The sequence below is a fragment of the Actibacterium sp. XHP0104 genome (genome assembly GCF_025751515.1).
Taxonomy (GTDB): Bacteria; Pseudomonadota; Alphaproteobacteria; order Rhodobacterales; family Rhodobacteraceae; genus Actibacterium_D.
The window spans coordinates 1-20278 of the sequence record NZ_JAOWLE010000004.1; the positions used below are offsets into that span (position 1 = coordinate 1).

Here is a 20278-nt window from a genome sequence, read left to right on the forward strand (position 1 = left end):
ATTTTCCGTCCCGCTAGCCCTAAGATCCGTTCCCGAACCGCCAGGCTGGCGTCCCAACCGCGCCTCAGCGCCGCCGGTGAAGGGGTATTTACGGATTGAGCCGACAGGCCGCAAGAGCTTTTTGAAGAAAAGATGACGCTTTTTGAAAAAATCTTATTTCTTGTTTTATTTCAAAGTCTTACCTGGCGCCCCCTGAAAGGGCGGCCAAATTGGCAGCGGCGGGCATGGTCTGGCAGCCGGCGAAAATCGGCGCTTTTACCCCATATATTGGGGTTCAAAACAGAGTCGCCCCCAGAACTGCTGAATCGCAGGCGACGACTCGGGGCGAAGGGCCGGAATCGGGCATGCGGCCAGATCGCCGGGCCGGTTCATTTTTTTGATTTTCCGGGTGCGGGGCGGGTAACGCCACCCTCAAGATCGGCCTTGAGCGCCAGGATCATCTTGCGGTTGGGGCAATAGCCGGGCGGTTCGGATAGTGAGCGGTCGGCCAGTTGGCGCCGGCAATCACCCGGATCAGAGCAGGCCGCGCAATGGCCCATCATCCGTTCAACGGTGGTATGGCGGAGGCCCAGCCGTTGCTGCGCCGTAAAGAGGTTGACCCCCAGCCGGGCGGCCACCCGTTCCATCAGCCCCTCATAGCCGGGCGGCGGCAGAATTCCGAATATCTTTCCGAGGTTGCTACCCATGGCGTTCCCCTTCCTGCCGGACAGGGTGCCATGGGCGGCTGAACAAATCCTTAACGGGTCAGGATTCGGTCGAGAGCGGCGCCGAGCGCGGGTAGATCTCGCTCATGGGTTTCGATGACCCATCAGGCTGAACGATCCGCACATGGCGGCGACGCATCTGGCGCGGCTCGGCCACACCGACCGAATGGGCGATCATCTCGACCTCGCTGATCACTGCCCGCGCATAGGCCGCGACGCGTTTGTATTTGCGTTCGACCACCAGGCCCTTTTGCAGATGCGGGTCATGGGTGGTGATCCCGGTCGGGCAGGTGTTGCGATTGCATTTCAGCGCCTGGATACAGCCCAGCGCGAACATGAACCCGCGCGCCGAGGTCACGAAATCGGCCCCCGTGGCGATCGCCCAGGCCACATCGCCGGGGTTCACCAGCTTGCCGCTGGCAATCAGACGGATGCGATCATGCAGCCCGTAGATGTCGCGCAGGTCGCTGACCATCAGCATCGCCTCGCGGATCGGCATCCCCACCAGATCCATCAGCGGCATCGGAGAGGCCCCCGTGCCGCCCTCGCCGCCATCAATGGTGATAAAATCAGGCGCGCTTTCGATACCGCGCGCGAGGATCGCCCGAAACAGGTCGTGAAACGGCTCGGGCGCGCCGACCACGGTCTTAAAGCCCACCGGCTTGCCCGACACCTCGCGGATGCGGTGAATCAGATCCAGCATGTCTTCCCAGTTGTCGACCTCGGGGTGACGGTTCGGGGAAAAGCTGTCCTTGCCCATGGGAATGCCGCGGATCTCGGCCACTTCGGGGGTGATCTTGCTGGCGGGCAGAATGCCGCCCTTACCGGGCTTGGCGCCCTGGGCCAGCTTGATCTCGAACATCTTGATTTGCGGATTGGCGGCAATGGCGCGCAGCTTGTCCTCGGACAGGTTGCCGTTTTCATCGCGCAGCCCGTATTTCGCGGTGCCGATCTGGTAGACGATGTCGCAATTGGCAGCCAGGTGATAGGGCGACAGCCCGCCCTCGCCGGTGTTCAGCCAGATCCCCGCCTCGGCCGCGCCCCGGCTCAGCGCCTCGACCGCCGGCCGCGAGATCGCGCCATAGCTCATGCCCGAGATATTAAAGATCGACGGCGCATTATAGGGGTGCCGCGCATAGGGCCCGATGCACATGGGCTCGGTCTTGGCGAACTGGTCATCCAGCGGCGGAAAGGCGGCGTTCACGAAAATCGGCGTGCTGGGCACGTTCAGGTTTCGGGTCGAGCCAAAGGCAATGGTATTGCCCTTGCCCTCGGACGAGCGCGACACCCAATCACGCTGTGCCCGGTTGAACGGCATCTCTTCGCGGTCCATCGCAAAGAAATACTGCCGAAAGAATTCGCCCAGCGTGGTGAAGAGATGCCGAAACCGCCCGATCACCGGATAATTGCGCCGGATCGCGTCGCCCGTCTGGGTGCGGTCGATGACAAACATGGCCAGTACCGCAAATACCAGGACCCCAAGGGCCAGAACGAACCCCAAAGCCAGAAACTCCAACACACGTCCTGCCCAGCTCATAATTGCCTCCCGCGACAGTTTGTCCAACACCATGATTCATGATGTATCTTGCTGCACACTGAACCCGCAGCAATGATAGGGCAAGCCTGAATGACAGGCTTTTGTATGGGAGGTTATCATGAAACGCCTATTTTGCGCACTGACCCTTGGAGCGGCCCTGTCGGCCCCGGCCTATGCCGACCAGGCCGTCACCTACTCCACCACCGACAGCTTCGATGACGTGGTCTTTGCCCTCGAAACCGCGATCATCGGCCAGGGGCTGGTGATCGACAGCATCAGCCACACCGGCGATATGCTGGAACGCACCAAGGCCGATGTCGGATCAGATGTCACCCTGTTCACCAAGGCCGATATCTTCAGCTTCTGCTCGGCCAGCCTGTCGCGCAAGGCGATGGAGGCAGACCACATGAACCTGATCTTCTGCCCCTATGACATCTTCGTCTTTACCCGCCCCGGTTCCGACGAAACCGTGGTGGGCTATCGCACCTTCCCCGACGGCCCAATGCAAGAGGTCCAGGCCCTGCTCGATACCATCGCGCGCGAGGCCGCGGGCCAGGATTGACCCCAAACGGTCACATTGATGTGACTGGAAACCGACAGCCGGCCGGGCTTAGCGCGCGGCCGGCCGTCGTCAAGCTGAAACCGCACTGATCCAGCGGCCCGGCACCCCCGTAACACCCCCATCACAACGTTACGGGAGACCAAACAATGATCCGCAGAACTTTCCTCAGCCTGACCGGCGCCGCCCTCATGACCGCCACCGCCGCCTGTGCGGGGTCGCATGAAATGGCCAGCAAAGACATCGTCGATACCGCAGTCGAAGCCGGCAGCTTCACCACCCTCGTCGCCGCCGTCCAGGCCGCAGGCCTGGTCGACACCCTCAAGGGCGACGGCCCCTTCACCGTCTTCGCCCCCACCGATGACGCCTTTGCCGCCCTGCCCGACGGCACGGTCGACATGCTGCTGAAACCCGAAAACAAGGACGCTCTGGTCGCGGTGCTGACCTACCACGTCGTGCCCGGCGCGGTAATGTCCACCGACCTCAGCAACAACATGATGGCCGGCACCGTCGAAGGCTCGAAAGTCACGATCATGACCGAAGGCGGCGTCACCGTCGATGGCGCCAATGTCACCGCCGCCGACATCAAGGCCAGCAACGGCGTAATCCATGTCATCGACGCGGTCATCCTGCCGCCCTCGATGAAATAATCCTGGCTTCTTCTTCGTGAAAATATCCCCGCCGGAGGCATCAAAGTAAAAGGGGGCCGCAAGGCCCCCTTTCGTCAATGCACCACCGCATCCTCAGGCGGTTGCCGATCCGACGTGCCAACCCGGTCGCCGATCAGCAACCCCTCGGCCCCGGCGCTGACAGGGATGGTGTCGCCATCCATGATCTCGCCGCCCAGGATCATCTCGGCCAGCCGGTCTTGCAGACTGCGCTGGATCACCCGCTTCAGCGGCCGCGCGCCAAAGACCGGGTCATAGCCTTCATCCGCCAGCCAGGTCTTGGCCGCCGCATCCAGCTCCAGCACGATCTTGCGACCAGCCAGACGTTTGGCCAGACGGCGCAGCTGGATCTCGACAATGCCATCCATGTCATCGCGCGACAGGCGGTCAAAGATGATGGTCTCATCCAGACGGTTCAGGAACTCGGGGCGGAAATGCGCCCGCACCGCATCCATCACATCGCGCTTGGCGACGCCACTATCCGCGCCCTCGGGCAGCTGGCTCAGCGCCTGCGACCCAAGGTTCGAGGTCAGCACGATCAGCGTCTGCTTGAAATCGACCGTGCGGCCCTGACCATCGGTCAGCACACCGTCATCCAGCACCTGCAACAGCACGTTAAACACGTCCGGATGCGCCTTTTCGACCTCGTCGAACAGCACAACCTGATAGGGCCGGCGTCGCACGGCCTCGGTCAACACGCCGCCCTCGTCATAGCCGACATAACCCGGAGGTGCGCCGATCAGCCGTGCCACGGCGTGTTTCTCCATGAACTCCGACATGTCGATGCGCACCATCGCGCTGTCGTCATCAAACAGATACTCGGCCACGGCCTTGGTCAGCTCGGTCTTGCCGACACCGGTGGGGCCAAGGAACAGGAACGACCCCAGCGGGCGGTTCTCGTCGTTCAGCCCCGCGCGCGCCCGGCGCACGGCGTTGGCCACGGCGGTCACGGCCTGTTTCTGACCGATCACGCGCTTGCCCAGCTCTTGCTCCATCCGCAACAGCTTTTCGCGCTCGCCCTCCAGCATCTTGCTGGTCGGAATGCCGGTCCAGCGTTCCACCACCTGAGCGATCTGCTCGGGGCGCACGGCCTCTTCGACCATGACATCGTCGTCTTGCGCCTCGGCCTCGGCCAGCTGCTTTTCAAGCTGCGGGATCACGCCATAAGACAGCTCGCCCGCCCGCGCCAGGTTGCCCTCGCGCTTGGCATGGTCCAGCTCGGCGCGTGCACGGTCCAGCTGTTCTTTCAACTCGCGCGCACTGTCCAGCTTGTCACGCTCTGCCTGCCATTTGGCGGTCATCTCGGCCGAGCGTTGCTGAAGATCGGACAATTCCTTTTCCAGCTTTTCCAGACGGTCCTTGCTGGCGGCGTCGTCTTCTTTCTTCAGCGCCTCGGCCTCGATCTGCAACTGCAGGATCTGGCGATCCAGCTGATCCAGCTCTTCGGGCTTGCTGTCGACCTCCATCCGCAGACGGCTGGCAGCCTCGTCCACAAGGTCGATCGCCTTGTCGGGCAGGAACCGGTCGGTGATATAGCGGTGGCTCAGCGTCGCGGCGGCAACCAGCGCGCTGTCGGAAATCCGCACGCCGTGGTGCAGCTCGTATTTCTCTTTGATGCCGCGCAGGATCGAAATTGTATCCTCGACCGTCGGCTCATCCACCAGCACCGGCTGGAACCGCCGCGCCAGGGCCGCGTCTTTTTCGACGTGCTTGCGGTATTCATCCAGCGTGGTCGCACCGACGCAGTGCAACTCGCCCCGCGCCAAGGCCGGCTTGATCAGGTTGGCGGCATCCATCGCGCCATCGGCCTTGCCCGCGCCCACAAGGGTGTGCATCTCGTCGATGAACAGGATGATCTCACCGGCGGCGGCCTCGATCTCCTTGAGGATCGCCTTGAGGCGTTCCTCGAACTCACCGCGATATTTCGCACCAGCGATCAGCGCACCCATGTCCAGCGCCATCAGGCGCTTGTTCTTCAGGCTTTCAGGCACGTCGCCATTGATGATCCGCAGGGCCAGACCCTCGGCAATCGCGGTCTTACCCACGCCGGGCTCGCCAATCAGAACGGGGTTGTTCTTGGTGCGGCGGCTCAGCACCTGCATCGCGCGGCGGATTTCCTCGTCGCGGCCGATGATCGGGTCGATCTTGCCCTGCTCGGCGGCCTCGGTCAGATCGCGCGCGTATTTCTTGAGCGCATCATAGCCCTCTTCGGCGCTGGCGGTATCGGCCGTGCGCCCCTTGCGAATGTCATTGATCGCCGCATTCAGGGCCTGCGCGTTGACAGCCCCCGCATCCAGCGCGTCCTTGGCGGGCGATTTGACCAGCGCCAGCGCGGTCAGGATGCGTTCGACCGGCACGAAACTGTCCCCGGCCTTTTTCGCCAGCTTCTCGGCCTCGTCCAGCACCCGGCCAGTGGCCGCATCCAGATAGACCTGACCCGCGGCACCCGTCACCTTGGGCAGTTTCGAGAGGGCCAGCTCGATCGCCTCGACAACGCGTTCGGGCGCGCCACCGGCACGTTTGATCAGGTTGCTTGCCAGCCCCTGATCGTCATCCATCAATGCTTTGAGCAGGTGAACGGGCGCCAATTGCTGATGGCTTTCCCGCATTGCAATCGTCTGGGCCGCCTGGATGAAACCGCGCGACCGCTCCGTGAACTTCTCAAGGTTCATCGGTATCTCCTTTCACTAAGCGCCCTCACTCGGATGCCCGCCCGGCGGCACATCCCTCTCGGGCCTTGTCCCCGATTTGTGGCTGCCGCCGCGCCAGTTCAAGATGCAACGTGAAGATGTCGCAGGGATTTTTGCCTAGTAGATATCGGTGATCCGATCCAGCAGACCGGGGCGCGGGATCTGCTGCGGTGGGTTGAACCGGTCCAGCAGGGCAAATTCGGCGTCCGACAGCCGACCCCGCACAAAGCGCCACGCGCGGCGTTTGTGCCAGTCGCTAAGGCCGCGCTGATGAAACTTGAAATCTCCGGGCGCATCCTTGGTCTGTGAACCGCCACCCACGGCCTGTTTCACATCATATTGCGACCGGCTCTGTGCACCCAGTTCCTCCCATTCATCCGCGATCTGCCGGCGCGTGGGGGGCTCGCGGCCCTCGGCCACCGGAATGGCCAGGAATTCCAGCAGGTCGGCCATGCGATCAGGATCCGAGACCAGCTCGTCATAATAGAACACCGCCTTATGCGGGGCATTGGCGCGCGCATAGAACTGGATGTTGCCGGTATAGCACTTGAACCTGTGCAGGGCCCGCTTCGACATCCGGGCATAGGTTTCCAGAGGATCGCGCAAGATCAGCGCCACGCGAGCATCCTGCATCGCGGCAGGGTCCAGCCGCTGCCACACCCCGGTTTGCCGGCGCTTGGTCAGGTTCAGCGCGTCATGCGACCGCTGGAACGCCTCGCTCGGGTCATCCTCGACCGCAATAAGCGAGGTCTTCCCCGGCGTCCGCACGCCGTGGAAATGCTCGACACAATAGCGCAGCCAGTTCATGCCGCTGCGCGGCGCAGAGACCACATAGGAAACCATATCGCCTCACTTTCCTCGGCAGCTGCTATCGCATGGCGGGGACCGGGCTGTAAATATTCTTGGCCTTGCTGCACCTGCCTCTGGCCGGTAAACCCGGCACGATACCTACCCGGAGAGCTGCCATGACCACCGACCAAGACCGCCTGATCGTCGCCCTTGATGTGCCCAACGCCCTGGCCGGGTTGCAACTGGCGGGTCAGATCGGCGATGCGGTGTCGTTCTACAAGATCGGGCTGGGCATGCTGACCGGCGGCGGGCTGGCCCTTGCCAACGAGCTGAAGCAGGACCACGGCAAGCGCATCTTTCTGGACATGAAACTGTTCGACATCGGCGCCACTGTTGAAAACGCGGTGCGCGGGCTGGCGCAGTTCGATCTCGATTTCCTGACCGTTCACGGCGACCCCTATGTGGTGCGTGCCGCGAAACAGGGCGCGTCGGGCAAGGACATGAAGATTCTGGCCGTCACCATCCTGACCTCGCTGGACCGTGCCGACCTGGACGGCGCGCTGATCAAGCCGGGCGAGATCAAGGATCTGGTGCAGGAACGCGCGGGCCGCGCCTTTGACGCCGGCGCTGATGGCGTGATTGCCAGCCCGCAAGAGGCCGCGCTGATCCGCGCCCTACCCGAATCCGCTGGCAAGCTGATCGTCACCCCCGGCGTGCGCCCCGCCGGCGCGGCGCTGGGTGATCAGAAACGCGTGGCCACCCCGGCCAGCGCCATCCGTGACGGCGCCGACCATATCGTGGTGGGCCGCCCGATCTGGCAGGCCCCGGACCCGCGCCAGGCGGCCGAGGCCATCCAGGCGGAACTGGCCGCGATTTAATCGTCGTTGATATCGCGATCAAAGATCTTGGGCCCGCCGCCGCGCAGCCCAAAAACCTTGCGCATCACCAGCCAGGCCATCAGCGACGCCACCGCGAAAACGACCAGCAGCTGGGGCAGGCTGATCCCGGCGACAAATCCCACGACCAGCGCCGCGACCGCCGCCCCGGCGGCAAAGCCCAGAAAGATATAGCCGGGGGCGAAGAGTTCCAGAATGAACAACACCACCGCCCCGGCCATCCAGACCCACCAGACATCCCACATCAGCCGCGCCCTTTCAGCATCTTGAAGGCATCGCCAAAGGCCTCGAGCGCACTGGCGGGCACCACGATCGTCTGCTTGCCCGCGCCCTGCCCCACGGCGGTCAGCGCCTCGACCTGTTTCAGCGCCACCTGATATTGCGCCGCCTCGATCCCGTGATCGGCAATGGCCTTGGCCACGACCTCGGTCGCATAGGCCTCGGCCTCGGCGGTAATCCGGCGGGCCTTGGCGGCCTGCTCGGCGGCATAAAGATCGGCATCGGACGACAGCTCGACCGCGCGTTTCTTGCCTTCGGCCTCGGTCACCTGGGCGCGACGGGCGCGTTCGGCATTCAGCTGCTGCAACATCGCATCTCGGGTCTGCTGATCCAGGTTAACATCCAGAATCTCGGCCCGCGTCACCTCGATGCCCCAGGCATCAACCGCATCCTCAACCGCCTCTTTGATCGTGTTGATCAGATTCGACCGGTTCGCCTGCACCTCGTCCAGATCCATCTTGCCGATCTCGGCCCGCACGATACCCGCCACGGTGGTGGCAATCGCGGCATCCACGTCACGAATGCGGTAAACGGTCTTTTCGGGCTCGGTGATGCGATAGAACACGCTGGTATCGACCTGCACCAACACGTTGTCCTTGGTGATCGCGTCCTGGCTGGCGGTGGGTAGCTGGCGCTCGAGAATCGAGATCTTGTGCGCCACCCGATCCAGGAAGGGCACGATCATGTTGATCCCCGGCCCCATAACCGCCCGCAGCCGGCCAAAACGTTCGACCACGTGCTTTTCAGACTGCGGCACGATCCGCACAGCCTGATACACGGTAAGGATGATAAACACCGCAAACAGGATCAGAACCAGATTGCCGCCGGTCAGGTCGCTCTCATTCATGTCAAACCTCATACCATGATAATACAACCGGGATGATGCACGCCCCGCCGGGGGTTGCAATCCGAAAGGGCGCGCGCTGCGGAAATTCCGTTCCCCCCGCCCGGCGGCAGGCGTATCCTCGGGCCTTGAAAGGTGCCGAACATGCCTGCCCTGTGCCGCAACTGCCTGTCCCAGATCGACCCCGCCCCGCGCTGCCCGCATTGCAACAGCCCGCGGGTGATCGCGCATGACGAACTGTTCGCCCTGTCGATCGCGCATATGGATTGCGACGCCTTCTATGCCAGCGTCGAAAAGCGCGAAAACCCCGACCTGGCCGACAAGCCCGTCATCATCGGCGGCGGGCGGCGCGGGGTGGTGTCCACCGCCTGCTACGTCGCGCGCATTCGCGGCGTGCGCTCGGCCATGCCGATGTTCAAGGCGTTGCAGCTTTGCCCCGACGCGGTGGTGATCAAGCCGCGCGGCAGCCTCTATGCCAAGGTCTCGAAAGAGATCCGCGCGATGATGAACGACCTGACCCCCGCCATCGAGCCGCTGTCGCTGGACGAGGCCTTTATCGACCTCACCGGCACCGCCCGGCTGCACGGCGCGCCGCCGGCGGTGATGCTGGCCCGGCTGATCAAGCGGATGGAATCAGAGCTGGGCATCTCGGGCTCGATCGGGCTGAGCCACAACAAGTTCCTGGCCAAGATCGCATCCGATCTGGACAAGCCACGCGGCTTTGCCGTGATCGGCCAGGCCGAGACCCTGGATTTCCTCGAACCCAAACCCGTGCGCCTGATCTGGGGCGTGGGCGGCAGCACCGGCCAGGCGCTGGAACGCGCGGGCATCCGCACATTCGCCGACCTGCGCCGTTGGGACAAACAGGATCTGCACGCGCGCTTTGGCAATATGGGTGATCGCCTGTGGCACCTTGCACGCGGGCAGGATCACCGCCGCGTATCGCCCGACAGCCCGATCAAAAGCATCTCGCACGAAACCACATTCGACACCGATACATCCGACCCCGATATCCTGGACGGCCATATCTGGCGGCTGGCCGAAAAGGTGGCCGACCGCGCCAAGGCCCGCGACCTGGCCGGGCGGGTGGTGGTGCTGAAACTGAAACGCGCCGATCATTCCGCGATTTCGCGGCGGATCTCTTTGCCCGACCCCACCCAGATGACCGACCGCCTGTATCGCACCGCGCATGACCTGTTCGCGCAGGTCGGCAAGCAGGGGCCTTATCGTCTGATCGGGGTGGGGCTGTCTGACCTGCGCCCCGCCGCCGAGGCCGACCGATCAGGCGACCTGCTGGACCCGCAGGCTCGCAAGCGCGCCGAGGCCGAACGCGCCACCGACACGATCCGCAGCCGGTTCGGCAAGGATGCCATTGTCAAAGGGCGCGCGCTGCGCTGATCACTCGGCCGCCAGTTTCTGATTGCGGCGCCCGACCTGCGCAATCTCTTCGATCACGCCACGCATCATGTCGCGAAACTGTTCAAAGCTGCTATTGGGGCGGATCTGCTGTTCATTCATGTACAACGAGCGGTCGATCTCGATCTGCACCGCATGCTGGTTGCGCGACGGGCGGCCGTAATGCTGGGTGATATAGCCGCCGGCAAAGGGCGCGTTGCGCACCGTGCGCAGCCCGGCCCGGCGAAACGCCTCTTCGATCCGGTCCACCACCTCGGACGAGGCCGAGGCCCCGAACCGGTCGCCCAGCACCACCTCGGGCCGCCGCCCGCCGCGGCGCGCCAAGCTGTCCAGCGCCTCGTGCGGCATCGAATGGCAATCGACCAGGATCGCCTCGCGGAAAGTGTAATGGGCGCTGTCCAGCAGATCCTGCAAACAGTCGTGATAGGGGTGCCAGTAATCACGCAACCGCGCCCGCGCCTCGTCCAGGGGAATCTTGCCCGACCGGATAACCCGGCCATTGGCCACCACGCGCGGGATCACGCCCAGGCCCGAACTGATGCGCGGGTTGTGGGTGACACGGCCCAGCCCCTCGATCAGGGCCGGGTCCAGCTCATCCGAGGCGCGGTTGAGATCGACATAGGCGCGCGGCGCCATTGCCGCCAGAAAAGGCGCCCCATAGGCCGGGGCCGAATCGAACAGCATGTCGACAAAGGCATCCTCGGACGATCGCACCATATGCTCGGACAGCTGTGCATCACGCAGAAACGCCCGCGGATAGTCCCGCCCGCTATGCGGAGACGAGAAAATCACGCTGGTGATCTGAACCGAAGGCTGCAACAACCGATAGGGCACGGACGACATGGGAACTCCTGAACTCTCAGGAAAACTATAAAGCGAAAATTTCTATCGCCAAAAGCTCTTGAACCCTTTTCCGACTCTTATTATAGACCTGCGAACCGACGCGGTCCCGCCGCGCCATATCTTATGGCAGAACGCAGGATCGAACGGTAAGGGCGGTTAGCTCAGCGGTAGAGCACTACGTTGACATCGTAGTGGCCACTGGTTCGATCCCAGTACCGCCCACCATGAATTCCCTGCCCCGTCAGGCAGACCCGCAACCCCAGGCGCCTGCCGCGCCGCGAATGAGGAGAAGACCCATGAAGGTCCGTAACTCGCTCCGCTCGCTCAAGCAGCGTCACCGCGACTGCCGCGTCGTGCGCCGCAAAGGCCGTGTCTACGTCATCAACAAGACGCAGCGCCGCTTCAAAGCCCGTCAGGGCTGAGCGATCTGAACAGATCATGAAAAAGGCCGCACCGGGAAACCGGGGCGGCCTTTTCCTTTGCGGTCACGGCCCGATCAGCGGGGGCGCGAGAACAGCGAATCCGCCAGCAACTGCACAACCGTCTCTTCGCGCAGAAAGCCCGTCGGCTCCATGTTGCGGGCCGATTGATAGCGCCGGATCGCACGGCGGGTTTTCTGGTCGAACACCCCGTCAACCGGGCCGGGCTTGAATCCCATGGCGTTCAGGCGGCCCTCGATATCCTTGCGGATCGGCAGCGGCAGACCCAGCGCTTCTTCGGCGGCACGCGCCTGGTCGCGGTCGGGCGTTTCCTGCTCTTGCGTGGTCAGCTCTGCGATACGGGCGCGGGCCTCTGGCTCGAAGGCGCCCTTGGGATAGGCCACCAGGTAATCGCGATAGGCCGCTTCGGTGTTGGCCTGAACCGCCCGATCCCAGGCCTGGCGGTCTTGCTCGGCGGCGATGGCGCGCTTTTGGTCCTCGAACACATCCAGCCGATCCTGCGCAACCTCGGCAAAGACGCCATCGGGATAGCGTTTCAAATAGGCACGCAGCCCCGGCTCATCGCCCGCCGCGCCGGTTTCGGCCCAATAGGCCCGGTCGGCCTGTTCCAGCTGAGCACGGCGGGCCTCGGCCTCGGCCTCTAGTTCAGCCGAGCGGCGGTCGGCCTGCGCATCAAGGCGCACGATCTGGTCGCGGGTCAGATAGCCCGTTGCCTCGAACCCGTTTTCGCCCTGCCAGCGCGACAGCGCGCCGCGCGTGCCCGGCCCGAATATCCCGTCAATGCCGCGGGTATTGTATTCAAGCAGGGTCAGATCGCGCTGAATCTGCCGGCGCGCATCGCGGGTCAGGTTAAGCGACTCTTCGGTCTGCCGGGCAATCCGGTTCGGCTCTGCCAAGATCTCATCCAGCCGCGACTTGGCCGTGGCGGCATTGGCGCCGTTCGGGTAGCGATCCAGATAGGCGCGATAGGCCGCTTCGGTGTTCATCGCGGTTGTGGCATCCCAGAACGCGCTTTCGGCATCGACCTTGTTGTCATCCGGCGCCTCGCCCGTGGGCTGCGGCACCAGCACCAGGTCACGCGCGGCAAAGCCGGCAACATCCAACCCGGCCAGCTCGGCCTGAGACACCAACGCCATTCCGGGCAGCGGCAAACGGTCTTCGGCGAAATCGCCGATCTGGCGCGGGCTGCCGGTCAGAACCGTGACACCTTGCGGGATATCCAAACGCCCAAGGCCGGCCGAGACATAGTCGTCGATCGCACCGGTATCATCGTCGGGGCCCAGCAACAGCACCGCCTGCCCCTGATGGCCAGCCAGCACCGTCATCACCAGCGACATCGGCAGGGCCTGCGTGCTGACCGAAATCAGATCGGCGGCCTGGGCATCGACCGGCAGCAGCCAGGTTTCCCGATCGGTATGCACGAACCGACCCGTCAATATCACGGCCACGCGGTCGGCCTTGGATGCCTCGTCCAGGAAATCGCCTAGCGCACCGGCGATATCAGCGGCACTGGCATCCGGGCGTGTAAAGACCTGAAACCCGGCCGCAGCCAGACCATCGCTGGCCTGGGCGGCGTTGTCGCCTCGGCTGACATCGGGAAATTCATCATAATTTTCGTTCGCGACGATCAGGGCAAGATCGTCGGCATTGGCGCTGATCGGCAAGCACAGCGCCAATGCGGTCGACAAGAATAGCTTTCGCATTGTCAAATCCTCCTGACATTACGAAAGCACTTGGCGTGCTGCTATGGAATATCAACCACCATAATCGCGCTGATCGTCGATGACCTTGCCGTCATTGGGCAGGCTGCCCTTGCCGACGATCTCGATCTTGCCTTTCAGTTTCAGCAACTCGGCCACGCTGGCCGCATAGGGCGCGGGGTCGGTCGCATCGCTTTCGACCTGCACGGTCATCACGTCCATCTCGCCTTCGCGGCTGGCAATGACACGGGCACGGGCCACTTCGGAATGCTTGGCGACGAAATCGGCCACCTGCTCGGGGCGGACGAACATGCCCTTGATCTTGGTGGTCTGGTCGGCGCGGCCCATCCAGCCCTTGATGCGGGTGTTGGTGCGGCCGCACGGGCTGTCGCCCGGCATCACCGCCGACAGATCGCCCGTGGCAAACCGGATCAGCGGATAATCGGGGTTCAGCGTGGTCACGACGACCTCACCCACCTCGCCGGGGGCAACCGGGTTGCCGGTGCCGGGGGTGACGATCTCGACGATGACGCCCTCATCGACGACCATTCCGTTCATCGCGGGGGTCTCGTAGGCGACACAGCCCAGATCGGCGGTGGCATAGGCTTGCAGGCAGGTAATGCCGCGATCGGCATATTCCTGGCGCAGCGACGGGAACAGCGCCCCGCCCGACACGGCGGCCTTGGTGATCTTGAGGGCCAGGCCCATCTGGTCGGCCTTGTCGAGAATCAGTTTCAGGTAGTCGGGCGTGCCGGCATAGGCGGTCACGCCCACGTCATGGGCCGCGCGGGCCTGCAGCTCGGTCTGGCCGGTGCCGGCGGGCAGCACGGCGGCGCCAACGGCACGGGCGCCGTTTTCAAAGATCATCCCGGCCGGGGTCAGGTGATAGCCGAAACAGTTCTGCACGATATCGCCCTTGCCGACGCCGCAGGCATTGAGGAACCGGCCCAGGCGCCACCAGTCATTGCTGACGCGGCCCGGTTCATAGATCGGGCCGGGCGACTGAAAGATGTGGTCGAAATCGGTGGCATCGCAGGTGGTAAACCCGCCAAAAGGCGCACTTTTCGCCTGGCCCTTGCTCAGCTCGGACTTGCGGATCACCGGCAGCGCGGCCAGCGCCTCGACCGAGGTGACCGAGGCCGGATCGACATCGCCAAGGATCTCTGCCAGGCCGGGCGCGGATTTCGCGCGCGCGATCTGCTCGGGCAACGCCTTGGCCAGATCGGCGGCGCGCTGGTCGGCGCTGCGGGTCTCTAGCTGATCGAAATAGCGAGTCATTCAGGCTCTCCTTCTTCAACCCGTCGCGGAATTCCGCACATGGGCACTCCGCGTTAGGTCCGCGGCAAATTTCGTGTTACGCAACGTAAGTTCATCTGGTGATGTGAGGAGACACGGATGCCTACCCAGTACGACCCCCGGATTACATTCGACGACGAACGCGAGATCTTGGAGGTCGATTTTTCCGACATTGTTTTTGACAGCTCGGCCGAGGTGAACCGGTTTTACGATCGCATCGAGGAACGCGTGGCCGAGACCGGTGAAACGAAATGGTTCTTTCTGGTCAACTACTCGGGTATGCGCATCGACAGCTCTGCCTGGTTCGCCTTCAGCCGTCGCGGCAAAGAGCTGAACCTGGCCTTTTCGCAAGGCAGCGTCCGCTTTGATGCCAGCGAGGAAACCCGCCGCCAGATCGAACGCGCGGCCAAGACCGATGCCTTTGATCCCAATCTTTTTTCCGATCGCGAAAGCGCCCTGGCCCGGATCGGTGAACTGTCGTCGCAGCGGCTGCGCAAGCTGAACCATGTTCCCAGCTTTGGCCGCGACGACATCGCCCGCCGCGTCACCTTTCACGAGGAACCGGTCATCATGGAGGCCGATCTCAGCAACCTGATCTTCCACCACTCGACCGACGTGAACACGCTTTACGATTACCTCGAAGAGGCGATCAAGGCCTCGGACCGCAAGTGGTTCTTTCTGATCAACTACGAGAACTGCGAGATCTACCCCGAAGCCTGGGTGTCCTTCGCGGCGCGCGGTAAGCGTCTCAATATTGCGGCTTCTCTGGGCTCGGTCCGGTTTTCGCCCGGATCCGAAACCGAAGAAGACATTCGCCTGCGCGCCGAAAGTCAGGACTTTCGCCCCAATATCCGCAACACCCGCGCCGAGGCGCTGGAACGGATCGAAGAGCTGCGGGCCGAACTGCTGGCGTCCATGCGGCAAGACTGAGACGCAAGCCGTCATTAGGCCAGCCAGCGCTTGCGGCGGCGGTACGACCGCACGTCGCGGAAGCTCTTGCGGCCTTCGTCCGACATACCCAGGTAGAATTCTTTCACGTCCGGGTTTTCACGCAGTTCCTTGGCGGGGCCATCCATCACGATGCGGCCCGATTCCATGATGTAACCATAGTGGGCATAGCGCAGCGCGACGTTGGTGTTCTGCTCGGCCAGAAGGAAGCTAACCCCTTCGCCCTCGTTCACCGCCTTCACGATCTCGAAGATCTGTTCCACCAGCTGCGGGGCCAGACCCATCGAGGGTTCGTCCAGCAGAATGGTTTCCGGGCGGCTCATCAGAGCGCGGCCCATGGCACACATCTGTTGTTCACCGCCCGAGGTATAGCCGGCCTGCGATTTGCGGCGCTCTTTGAGGCGGGGGAAATAGTTATAGACCATCTCGAGGTCGGCCGCGACGGCGCCCTTGCCATCCTTGCGCGAATAGGCGCCGGTCAGCAGGTTTTCCTCGATGGTCAGGTGTTCGAAGCAGTGACGGCCTTCCATCACCTGGATCACGCCGCGCGACACCAGGTCAGAGGGGCTCAGATCCTGCACGCGATCGCCGCGATAGTGGATCGACCCTTTGGTCACTTCGCCGCGCTCGGAATGCAGAAGGTTCGAGATGGCCTTCAGGGTGGTCGTCTTGCCGGCGCCGTTGCCCCCCAGCAGGGCGGTGATACCGCCTTTGGGAACACTCAGGCTGACGCCTTTCAACACGAGGATCACGTGGTTGTAGATCACCTCGATGTTATTGACTTCCAAAAGGGTCTCTTTGGTAGCGGTGCTGTCCAGCATCTGTAGGGCCTTCCCTTTATCACATGGTCGCCATCTGGCGTATCTGGTCTCCGGCGCGGCGATCGGGAGCCGCGCCGGAGGAGTTCCCCGGGTCAGGCCGGGGAAAGATCTACGAACTGCTTAGTTGCAGCGCTCGGAGATGTTGTTTTCGGCAGCATAGGCAGCCGAGTCCGCATCGATCAGCGGCTGGATCACGTCCATGTCCGACGGACCAAAGTCAGAGATCAGCGACCACTTGCCGGCGGCTGCGTCCCACTGCTGGATCGCACCGGTGCCGGGGCCACCGTGGTTGGCGCAGTTCACTTCGAAGGCCGGACCAAAGTTCGGCATGCCCAGTTCGGCCATACGCTCTTCGGAGATCGAGAAGCTTTCCAGCGCGTTACGCATGTCGGCGGCGGTGATGTCGGCATTGCCGGTCGCTTCCTGAGCGGAACGAGCAGCTTCGGCCATCAGCATCGCGGCATAGAAACCACGGTTGTAGAGAGCCTTGCCGATGTTGTCGCCAGCGCCGGCAGCCTTGCCAGCATCGACAACGTATTTCTGCACGTCGTCAAACACCGGGAAGTCGGAACCAACGTTGTGGAAGGTCACAGCCTTATAGCCGGTGGCGTTGGCACCAGCCGGGGCCACGTCGTGTTCAGCACCCGACCACCACGCACCGATAAAGTTTTCCATCGGGTAACGGATGTTCGCGGCTTCCTGGATCGCGACCTGGTTCATCACGCCCCAGCCCCACATCAGAACGTTGTCGGGCTTTTCGCGACGAATTTGCAGCCACTGCGACTTCTGTTCCTGGCCGGGGTGGTCAACCGGGATGGTGACCAGCTCGAAACCATGCTTGGCCGACAGCTGTTCCAGGGTCTGGATCGGCTCTTTGCCATAGGCAGAGTTGTGGTAGAGCAGCGCGATCTTCTTGCCTTTGAGATCGCCACCGTTGACTTCCAGCAGGTGGTTGATCGCCAGCGACGCCGCGTTCCAGTAGTTGGCCGGGAAGTTGAAGACGTTCGAGAACACCTTGCCGTTCGCAGCCGAGGTACGGCCGTAACCCGGGGTGTAGAGCGGGATACCATCAGCGGTCACTTTGGGGATCAGCTGGTAGGTGATGCCGGTCGACAGCGGGTTGTACACCAGCGAGCCTTCGCCCTTGGTGGCTTCGTAGCATTCCACGCCTTTTTCGGTGTTATAGCCGGTCTCGCATTCGATGACCTTGGCCATCACGCCACCGATACCGCCGTCACGCTCGTTCAGCAGGGTAAAGTAATCGGCATAACCGTCCGCGTAGGGGATACCGCCCGCGGCGTAGGGGCCGGTGCGATAGGACAGCGACGGGAACACAAGGTCCGCCATCGCAGGCGCTGCGACCATAGTCGCCGTCAGAGCCAGGGTTGCCAGTTTCGTTTTCATCGGTTGATTTCCTCCCATAATGGTTTCCGATGGATCCCGCATTTGCAGGGGGCGGGCACGATTTTGTTCGTGCTCCGCCGAACTTGTTTTCCGCTTAGTGCGGGAAGGGCCAAAGCCGCAGCTTCTCTTTCGTCACGCGCCACAGCTGGGCCAGCCCGTGCGGCTCTGCGATCAGGAAGATGATGATCAGACCACCGACGACCATCAGCTCGAGGTGAGCCGCGATGTCGATCGGCCAGTTCATGCCGCCAACCAGCACGTTCTTGAGCAGCACCGGCAGGATCACCAGGAAGGCCGCGCCAGCGAACGAACCGAAGATCGAACCCAGGCCGCCGATGATGACCATGAAGAGCACCAGGAACGACTTGTTGATGCCGAAGGCTTCGCCGACTTCGACGGCGCCCAGATAGACGCTGAAGAACAGCGCGCCCGAGATGCCGATAAAGAAGGACGACACGGCGAATGCGGTCATCTTGGCCTTGAGCGGGTTAACCCCGATGATCTCGGCCGCGATGTCCATGTCGCGAATGGCCATCCAGCTGCGGCCGACGGTGCCGCGGGTCAGGTTGCGCGCGATCCAGGCCACGGCCACCACGAACACCAGGCAGATCAGGTATTTCGCCCAGGCGTCGGTGTTGGGACCGGTCACGGCGATGTTGAACACGGTGCGCTCGGGGGCGCTGATCTGACCCGAAGCCGAGTAGTTGTAGAACCACGGCACCTTGTTGAACAGCCAGACCAGGAAGAACTGCGCCGCCAGCGTGGCCACGGCCAGGTAGAACCCCTTGATCCGCAGCGACGGCAGGCCGAACAGCACACCCACAAAGGCGGTAATGGCGCCGGCACCGATCACATGAAAGACGATGCTCACGTCCGGGAAGGAGGTCATCAGCTTGTAGCAGGCATAGGCGCCCACCGCCATGAAACCACCGGTACCCAGCGACACCTGCCCGCAATAGCCGGTCAGGATGTTCAGGCCGATCGCAGCAATCGCATAGATCAGGAACGGCACGACAACGGCGTTCGCCCAGTAGTCGTTGATGATGAAGGGAATGATACCGAACGCGACGGCCAGCACCGCGTAGTAGCGGATTCGGTCGAACTTGATCGGGAAAGTCTGGCTGTCATCCGTATAGGACGTTTTAAAGTCGCCTGCCTCACGGTAAAACATCAGACGGTCCCCCCAAATTGATAAGTTGCTTCAGTGGTCGGATAGGCCCGTTTGGGCCGTTTGGCATAGCCGGTGTCTTCCGAGTGGCGGATCAGCATGGCATAGGCCCACAGTCCGACACCCGCCCCCAGCGCGGCCAGGATCACCGCGGTGATCAGCTGGCCAGAGTTCTCGATCTCGGCCGAGAGCGCCAGGTAGCCGAAGGCCCAGAAGCCGGACCAGGCAATGATATTGGTAATGGCGATCAGTTTGGACATCACACCCTCTCGATGATCTTTTCGCCGAACAGACCCTGGGGACGGAACACCAGGAAGATCAGCGCCAGAACATAGGCGAACCAGTTCTCGGTCGCGCCGCCGACCATCGGGCCGATGGCGAATTCGAACACTTTCTCACCCACACCGATGATCAGACCGCCGACAATGGCGCCCGGGATCGAGGTGAACCCGCCCAGCATCAGCACCGGCAGAGCCTTGAGCGCGATCAGCGACAGCGAGAACTGCACGCCCGATTTGGCGCCCCACATGATGCCCGCGACCAGAGCCACGAAACCGGCGATCGACCAGACCAGAACCCAGATGAACTTCAGCGAGATGCCTACCGACAGCGCGGCCTGGTGGTCATCGGCCACAGCGCGCATGGCGCGGCCCTGCTTGGTGTACTGGCTGAAAGCAACCAGCGCCGCCACCAGGATCGCCGCAACGACGGTTGCCGTGATGTCGAGGTTGTCGATGAAGAAACCGTACCCGAAGATATTGTACGTGATCGAGTCGATCGTCGCGTTCAGGCCCTGCGGCAGACAGGTATCACCGGTCAAGCAGACGTTCAGGGTCTTGATTTCCGAACCCCACATCAGGTCGGCCAGACCTTCAAGCAGATAGGCCAGACCGATGGTCGCCATGAACAGAATGATCGGTTCCTGGCCGACAAGGTGTCGGAAAATCAGCTGTTGGACCGCGAGCGCAAGCCCGATCATCACCACCACGGTCAGCGCAATCGCAAGGAACGAATGCATGGTCCAACCGAAATAGTGGAACTCGGTGCCCAGAATTGCGTTGATCAGGTGGGAAAAGGGCACCTGACCCTTTTGAATACCCACCAGGGTCATCGCCGCGAACAGCGCCATAACACCCTGGGCAAAGTTGAAGATCCCCGAGGCCTTGTAGATCAGAACGAAGCCAAGGGCGACCAGAGCGTAAAGCACGCCGGCCATCAGACCGTTCAGCGTGACTTCCATCGCGAAAATCAGGTTATCAGACATGGGTTCCCTCCC

The 20278-nt window shown here is 62.7% G+C and carries 20 protein-coding genes and 1 tRNA gene; 7 read left to right on the top strand and 14 right to left on the bottom strand.

Annotated features, from left to right (window positions below):
* Positions 1–368: 368 nt before the first annotated feature.
* Together OE856_RS07625 and OE856_RS07630 are read right to left on the bottom strand one after the other, a co-directional pair.
* Positions 369–686 carry a DUF6455 family protein gene (locus OE856_RS07625; protein WP_263715487.1) on the bottom strand — a complete coding sequence of 106 codons (318 nt, stop codon included), beginning with the start codon at positions 684–686 and terminating at the stop codon, positions 369–371.
* Positions 687–744: 58 nt separating this feature from the next.
* Positions 745–2241 carry an FMN-binding glutamate synthase family protein gene (locus OE856_RS07630; protein WP_263715488.1) on the bottom strand — a complete coding sequence of 499 codons (1497 nt, stop codon included), beginning with the start codon at positions 2239–2241 and terminating at the stop codon, positions 745–747.
* 118 nt (positions 2242–2359) lie between these two features.
* Between OE856_RS07630 and OE856_RS07635 the strand changes: the two genes are divergently transcribed.
* The gene (locus tag OE856_RS07635; RefSeq protein WP_263715489.1) at positions 2360–2803 is read left to right on the top strand and encodes a DUF302 domain-containing protein; all 444 of its coding nucleotides are present in this window, start codon (positions 2360–2362) and stop codon (positions 2801–2803) included.
* 146 nt (positions 2804–2949) lie between these two features.
* The gene (locus tag OE856_RS07640) at positions 2950–3450 is read left to right on the top strand and encodes a fasciclin domain-containing protein (RefSeq protein WP_263715490.1); all 501 of its coding nucleotides are present in this window, start codon (positions 2950–2952) and stop codon (positions 3448–3450) included.
* 74 nt (positions 3451–3524) lie between these two features.
* On the opposite strand, the gene clpB is transcribed toward OE856_RS07640, so the two are convergent.
* Both clpB and OE856_RS07650 read right to left on the bottom strand, forming a co-directional pair.
* Complete coding sequence (gene clpB, locus OE856_RS07645) at positions 3525–6140, bottom strand: ATP-dependent chaperone ClpB (RefSeq protein WP_263715491.1); 2616 nt, start codon at positions 6138–6140, stop codon at positions 3525–3527.
* A gap of 135 nt (positions 6141–6275) precedes the next feature.
* On the bottom strand, positions 6276–7001 hold the full coding sequence (locus tag OE856_RS07650; RefSeq protein ID WP_263715492.1) for a hypothetical protein: 726 nt from the start codon (positions 6999–7001) through the stop codon (positions 6276–6278).
* Positions 7002–7123: 122 nt separating this feature from the next.
* Between OE856_RS07650 and pyrF the strand changes: the two genes are divergently transcribed.
* Complete coding sequence (gene pyrF / locus OE856_RS07655) at positions 7124–7825, top strand: orotidine-5'-phosphate decarboxylase (RefSeq protein WP_263715493.1); 702 nt, start codon at positions 7124–7126, stop codon at positions 7823–7825.
* On the opposite strand, the gene OE856_RS07660 is transcribed toward pyrF, so the two are convergent.
* A complete protein-coding gene (locus OE856_RS07660; RefSeq protein WP_263715494.1) occupies positions 7822–8088 on the bottom strand; it encodes a hypothetical protein in 267 nt (88 codons plus the stop codon). The genes pyrF and OE856_RS07660 overlap by 4 nt on opposite strands.
* Positions 8088–8969, bottom strand: a complete 882-nt coding sequence (locus OE856_RS07665; protein WP_263715495.1) for an SPFH domain-containing protein — start codon at positions 8967–8969, stop codon at positions 8088–8090. Before OE856_RS07665 ends, OE856_RS07660 begins: the two co-directional genes overlap by 1 nt.
* Positions 8970–9110: 141 nt before the next feature.
* Here OE856_RS07665 and OE856_RS07670 point away from each other — a divergent pair, with 141 nt between their 5' ends.
* Positions 9111–10364 carry a DNA polymerase IV gene (locus OE856_RS07670; protein WP_263715496.1) on the top strand — a complete coding sequence of 418 codons (1254 nt, stop codon included), beginning with the start codon at positions 9111–9113 and terminating at the stop codon, positions 10362–10364.
* On the opposite strand, the gene OE856_RS07675 is transcribed toward OE856_RS07670, so the two are convergent.
* On the bottom strand, positions 10365–11225 hold the full coding sequence (locus tag OE856_RS07675) for an N-formylglutamate amidohydrolase (RefSeq protein ID WP_263715497.1): 861 nt from the start codon (positions 11223–11225) through the stop codon (positions 10365–10367).
* 150 nt (positions 11226–11375) lie between these two features.
* Here OE856_RS07675 and OE856_RS07680 point away from each other — a divergent pair.
* Both OE856_RS07680 and ykgO read left to right on the top strand, forming a co-directional pair.
* Positions 11376–11450, top strand: a tRNA-Val gene (locus OE856_RS07680).
* A gap of 71 nt (positions 11451–11521) precedes the next feature.
* Positions 11522–11647, top strand: coding sequence for a type B 50S ribosomal protein L36 (ykgO, locus tag OE856_RS07685; RefSeq protein WP_010141322.1), 126 nt, complete (start codon positions 11522–11524; stop codon positions 11645–11647).
* A 74-nt stretch (positions 11648–11721) separates the two neighbouring features.
* On the opposite strand, the gene OE856_RS07690 is transcribed toward ykgO, so the two are convergent.
* On the bottom strand, positions 11722–13368 hold the full coding sequence (locus OE856_RS07690; protein ID WP_263715498.1) for a peptidoglycan-binding protein: 1647 nt from the start codon (positions 13366–13368) through the stop codon (positions 11722–11724).
* Between the two features lie 51 nt (positions 13369–13419).
* Positions 13420–14643 carry a phenylacetate--CoA ligase family protein gene (locus OE856_RS07695; RefSeq protein WP_263715499.1) on the bottom strand — a complete coding sequence of 408 codons (1224 nt, stop codon included), beginning with the start codon at positions 14641–14643 and terminating at the stop codon, positions 13420–13422.
* A gap of 117 nt (positions 14644–14760) precedes the next feature.
* Between OE856_RS07695 and OE856_RS07700 the strand changes: the two genes are divergently transcribed.
* Positions 14761–15591 carry a hypothetical protein gene (locus tag OE856_RS07700; protein WP_263715500.1) on the top strand — a complete coding sequence of 277 codons (831 nt, stop codon included), beginning with the start codon at positions 14761–14763 and terminating at the stop codon, positions 15589–15591.
* A gap of 14 nt (positions 15592–15605) precedes the next feature.
* Here OE856_RS07700 and OE856_RS07705 read toward each other — a convergent pair whose 3' ends face one another.
* From OE856_RS07705 to OE856_RS07725, 5 genes are all read right to left on the bottom strand, one after another.
* A complete protein-coding gene (locus OE856_RS07705; protein ID WP_263715501.1) occupies positions 15606–16430 on the bottom strand; it encodes an ABC transporter ATP-binding protein in 825 nt (274 codons plus the stop codon).
* 120 nt (positions 16431–16550) lie between these two features.
* The gene (locus tag OE856_RS07710; protein WP_263715502.1) at positions 16551–17834 is read right to left on the bottom strand and encodes an ABC transporter substrate-binding protein; all 1284 of its coding nucleotides are present in this window, start codon (positions 17832–17834) and stop codon (positions 16551–16553) included.
* Positions 17835–17928: 94 nt separating this feature from the next.
* Positions 17929–19005 carry a branched-chain amino acid ABC transporter permease gene (locus tag OE856_RS07715; protein WP_263715503.1) on the bottom strand — a complete coding sequence of 359 codons (1077 nt, stop codon included), beginning with the start codon at positions 19003–19005 and terminating at the stop codon, positions 17929–17931.
* Positions 19005–19262 (bottom strand): hypothetical protein, encoded by a 258-nt coding sequence (locus tag OE856_RS07720; protein WP_263715504.1) that lies wholly within the window; start codon positions 19260–19262, stop codon positions 19005–19007. Before OE856_RS07720 ends, OE856_RS07715 begins: the two co-directional genes overlap by 1 nt.
* Positions 19262–20266, bottom strand: coding sequence for a branched-chain amino acid ABC transporter permease (locus tag OE856_RS07725; protein ID WP_263715505.1), 1005 nt, complete (start codon positions 20264–20266; stop codon positions 19262–19264). The genes OE856_RS07720 and OE856_RS07725 overlap by 1 nt, the downstream gene beginning before the upstream one ends.
* Positions 20267–20278: the final 12 nt, after the last annotated feature.

Excerpts from the sequence above, each read along its gene's own strand:
- ykgO (WP_010141322.1), top strand. The coding sequence starts at position 11,522 with ATGAAGGTCCGTAACTCGCTCCGCTCGCTCAAGCAGCGTCACCGCGAC.
- OE856_RS07725 (WP_263715505.1), bottom strand. The coding sequence starts at position 20,266 with ATGTCTGATAACCTGATTTTCGCGATGGAAGTCACGCTGAACGGTCTG.
- OE856_RS07635 (WP_263715489.1), top strand. The coding sequence starts at position 2,360 with ATGAAACGCCTATTTTGCGCACTGACCCTTGGAGCGGCCCTGTCGGCC.
- OE856_RS07705 (WP_263715501.1), bottom strand. The coding sequence starts at position 16,430 with ATGCTGGACAGCACCGCTACCAAAGAGACCCTTTTGGAAGTCAATAAC.
- clpB (WP_263715491.1), bottom strand. The coding sequence starts at position 6,140 with ATGAACCTTGAGAAGTTCACGGAGCGGTCGCGCGGTTTCATCCAGGCG.
- OE856_RS07660 (WP_263715494.1), bottom strand. The coding sequence starts at position 8,088 with ATGTGGGATGTCTGGTGGGTCTGGATGGCCGGGGCGGTGGTGTTGTTC.
- OE856_RS07625 (WP_263715487.1), bottom strand. The coding sequence starts at position 686 with ATGGGTAGCAACCTCGGAAAGATATTCGGAATTCTGCCGCCGCCCGGC.
- OE856_RS07665 (WP_263715495.1), bottom strand. The coding sequence starts at position 8,969 with ATGAATGAGAGCGACCTGACCGGCGGCAATCTGGTTCTGATCCTGTTT.
- OE856_RS07710 (WP_263715502.1), bottom strand. The coding sequence starts at position 17,834 with ATGAAAACGAAACTGGCAACCCTGGCTCTGACGGCGACTATGGTCGCA.
- OE856_RS07700 (WP_263715500.1), top strand. The coding sequence starts at position 14,761 with ATGCCTACCCAGTACGACCCCCGGATTACATTCGACGACGAACGCGAG.
- OE856_RS07670 (WP_263715496.1), top strand. The coding sequence starts at position 9,111 with ATGCCTGCCCTGTGCCGCAACTGCCTGTCCCAGATCGACCCCGCCCCG.
- OE856_RS07640 (WP_263715490.1), top strand. The coding sequence starts at position 2,950 with ATGATCCGCAGAACTTTCCTCAGCCTGACCGGCGCCGCCCTCATGACC.
- OE856_RS07675 (WP_263715497.1), bottom strand. The coding sequence starts at position 11,225 with ATGTCGTCCGTGCCCTATCGGTTGTTGCAGCCTTCGGTTCAGATCACC.
- pyrF (WP_263715493.1), top strand. The coding sequence starts at position 7,124 with ATGACCACCGACCAAGACCGCCTGATCGTCGCCCTTGATGTGCCCAAC.
- OE856_RS07650 (WP_263715492.1), bottom strand. The coding sequence starts at position 7,001 with ATGGTTTCCTATGTGGTCTCTGCGCCGCGCAGCGGCATGAACTGGCTG.
- OE856_RS07630 (WP_263715488.1), bottom strand. The coding sequence starts at position 2,241 with ATGAGCTGGGCAGGACGTGTGTTGGAGTTTCTGGCTTTGGGGTTCGTT.
- OE856_RS07720 (WP_263715504.1), bottom strand. The coding sequence starts at position 19,262 with ATGTCCAAACTGATCGCCATTACCAATATCATTGCCTGGTCCGGCTTC.
- OE856_RS07715 (WP_263715503.1), bottom strand. The coding sequence starts at position 19,005 with ATGTTTTACCGTGAGGCAGGCGACTTTAAAACGTCCTATACGGATGAC.
- OE856_RS07690 (WP_263715498.1), bottom strand. The coding sequence starts at position 13,368 with ATGCGAAAGCTATTCTTGTCGACCGCATTGGCGCTGTGCTTGCCGATC.
- OE856_RS07695 (WP_263715499.1), bottom strand. The coding sequence starts at position 14,643 with ATGACTCGCTATTTCGATCAGCTAGAGACCCGCAGCGCCGACCAGCGC.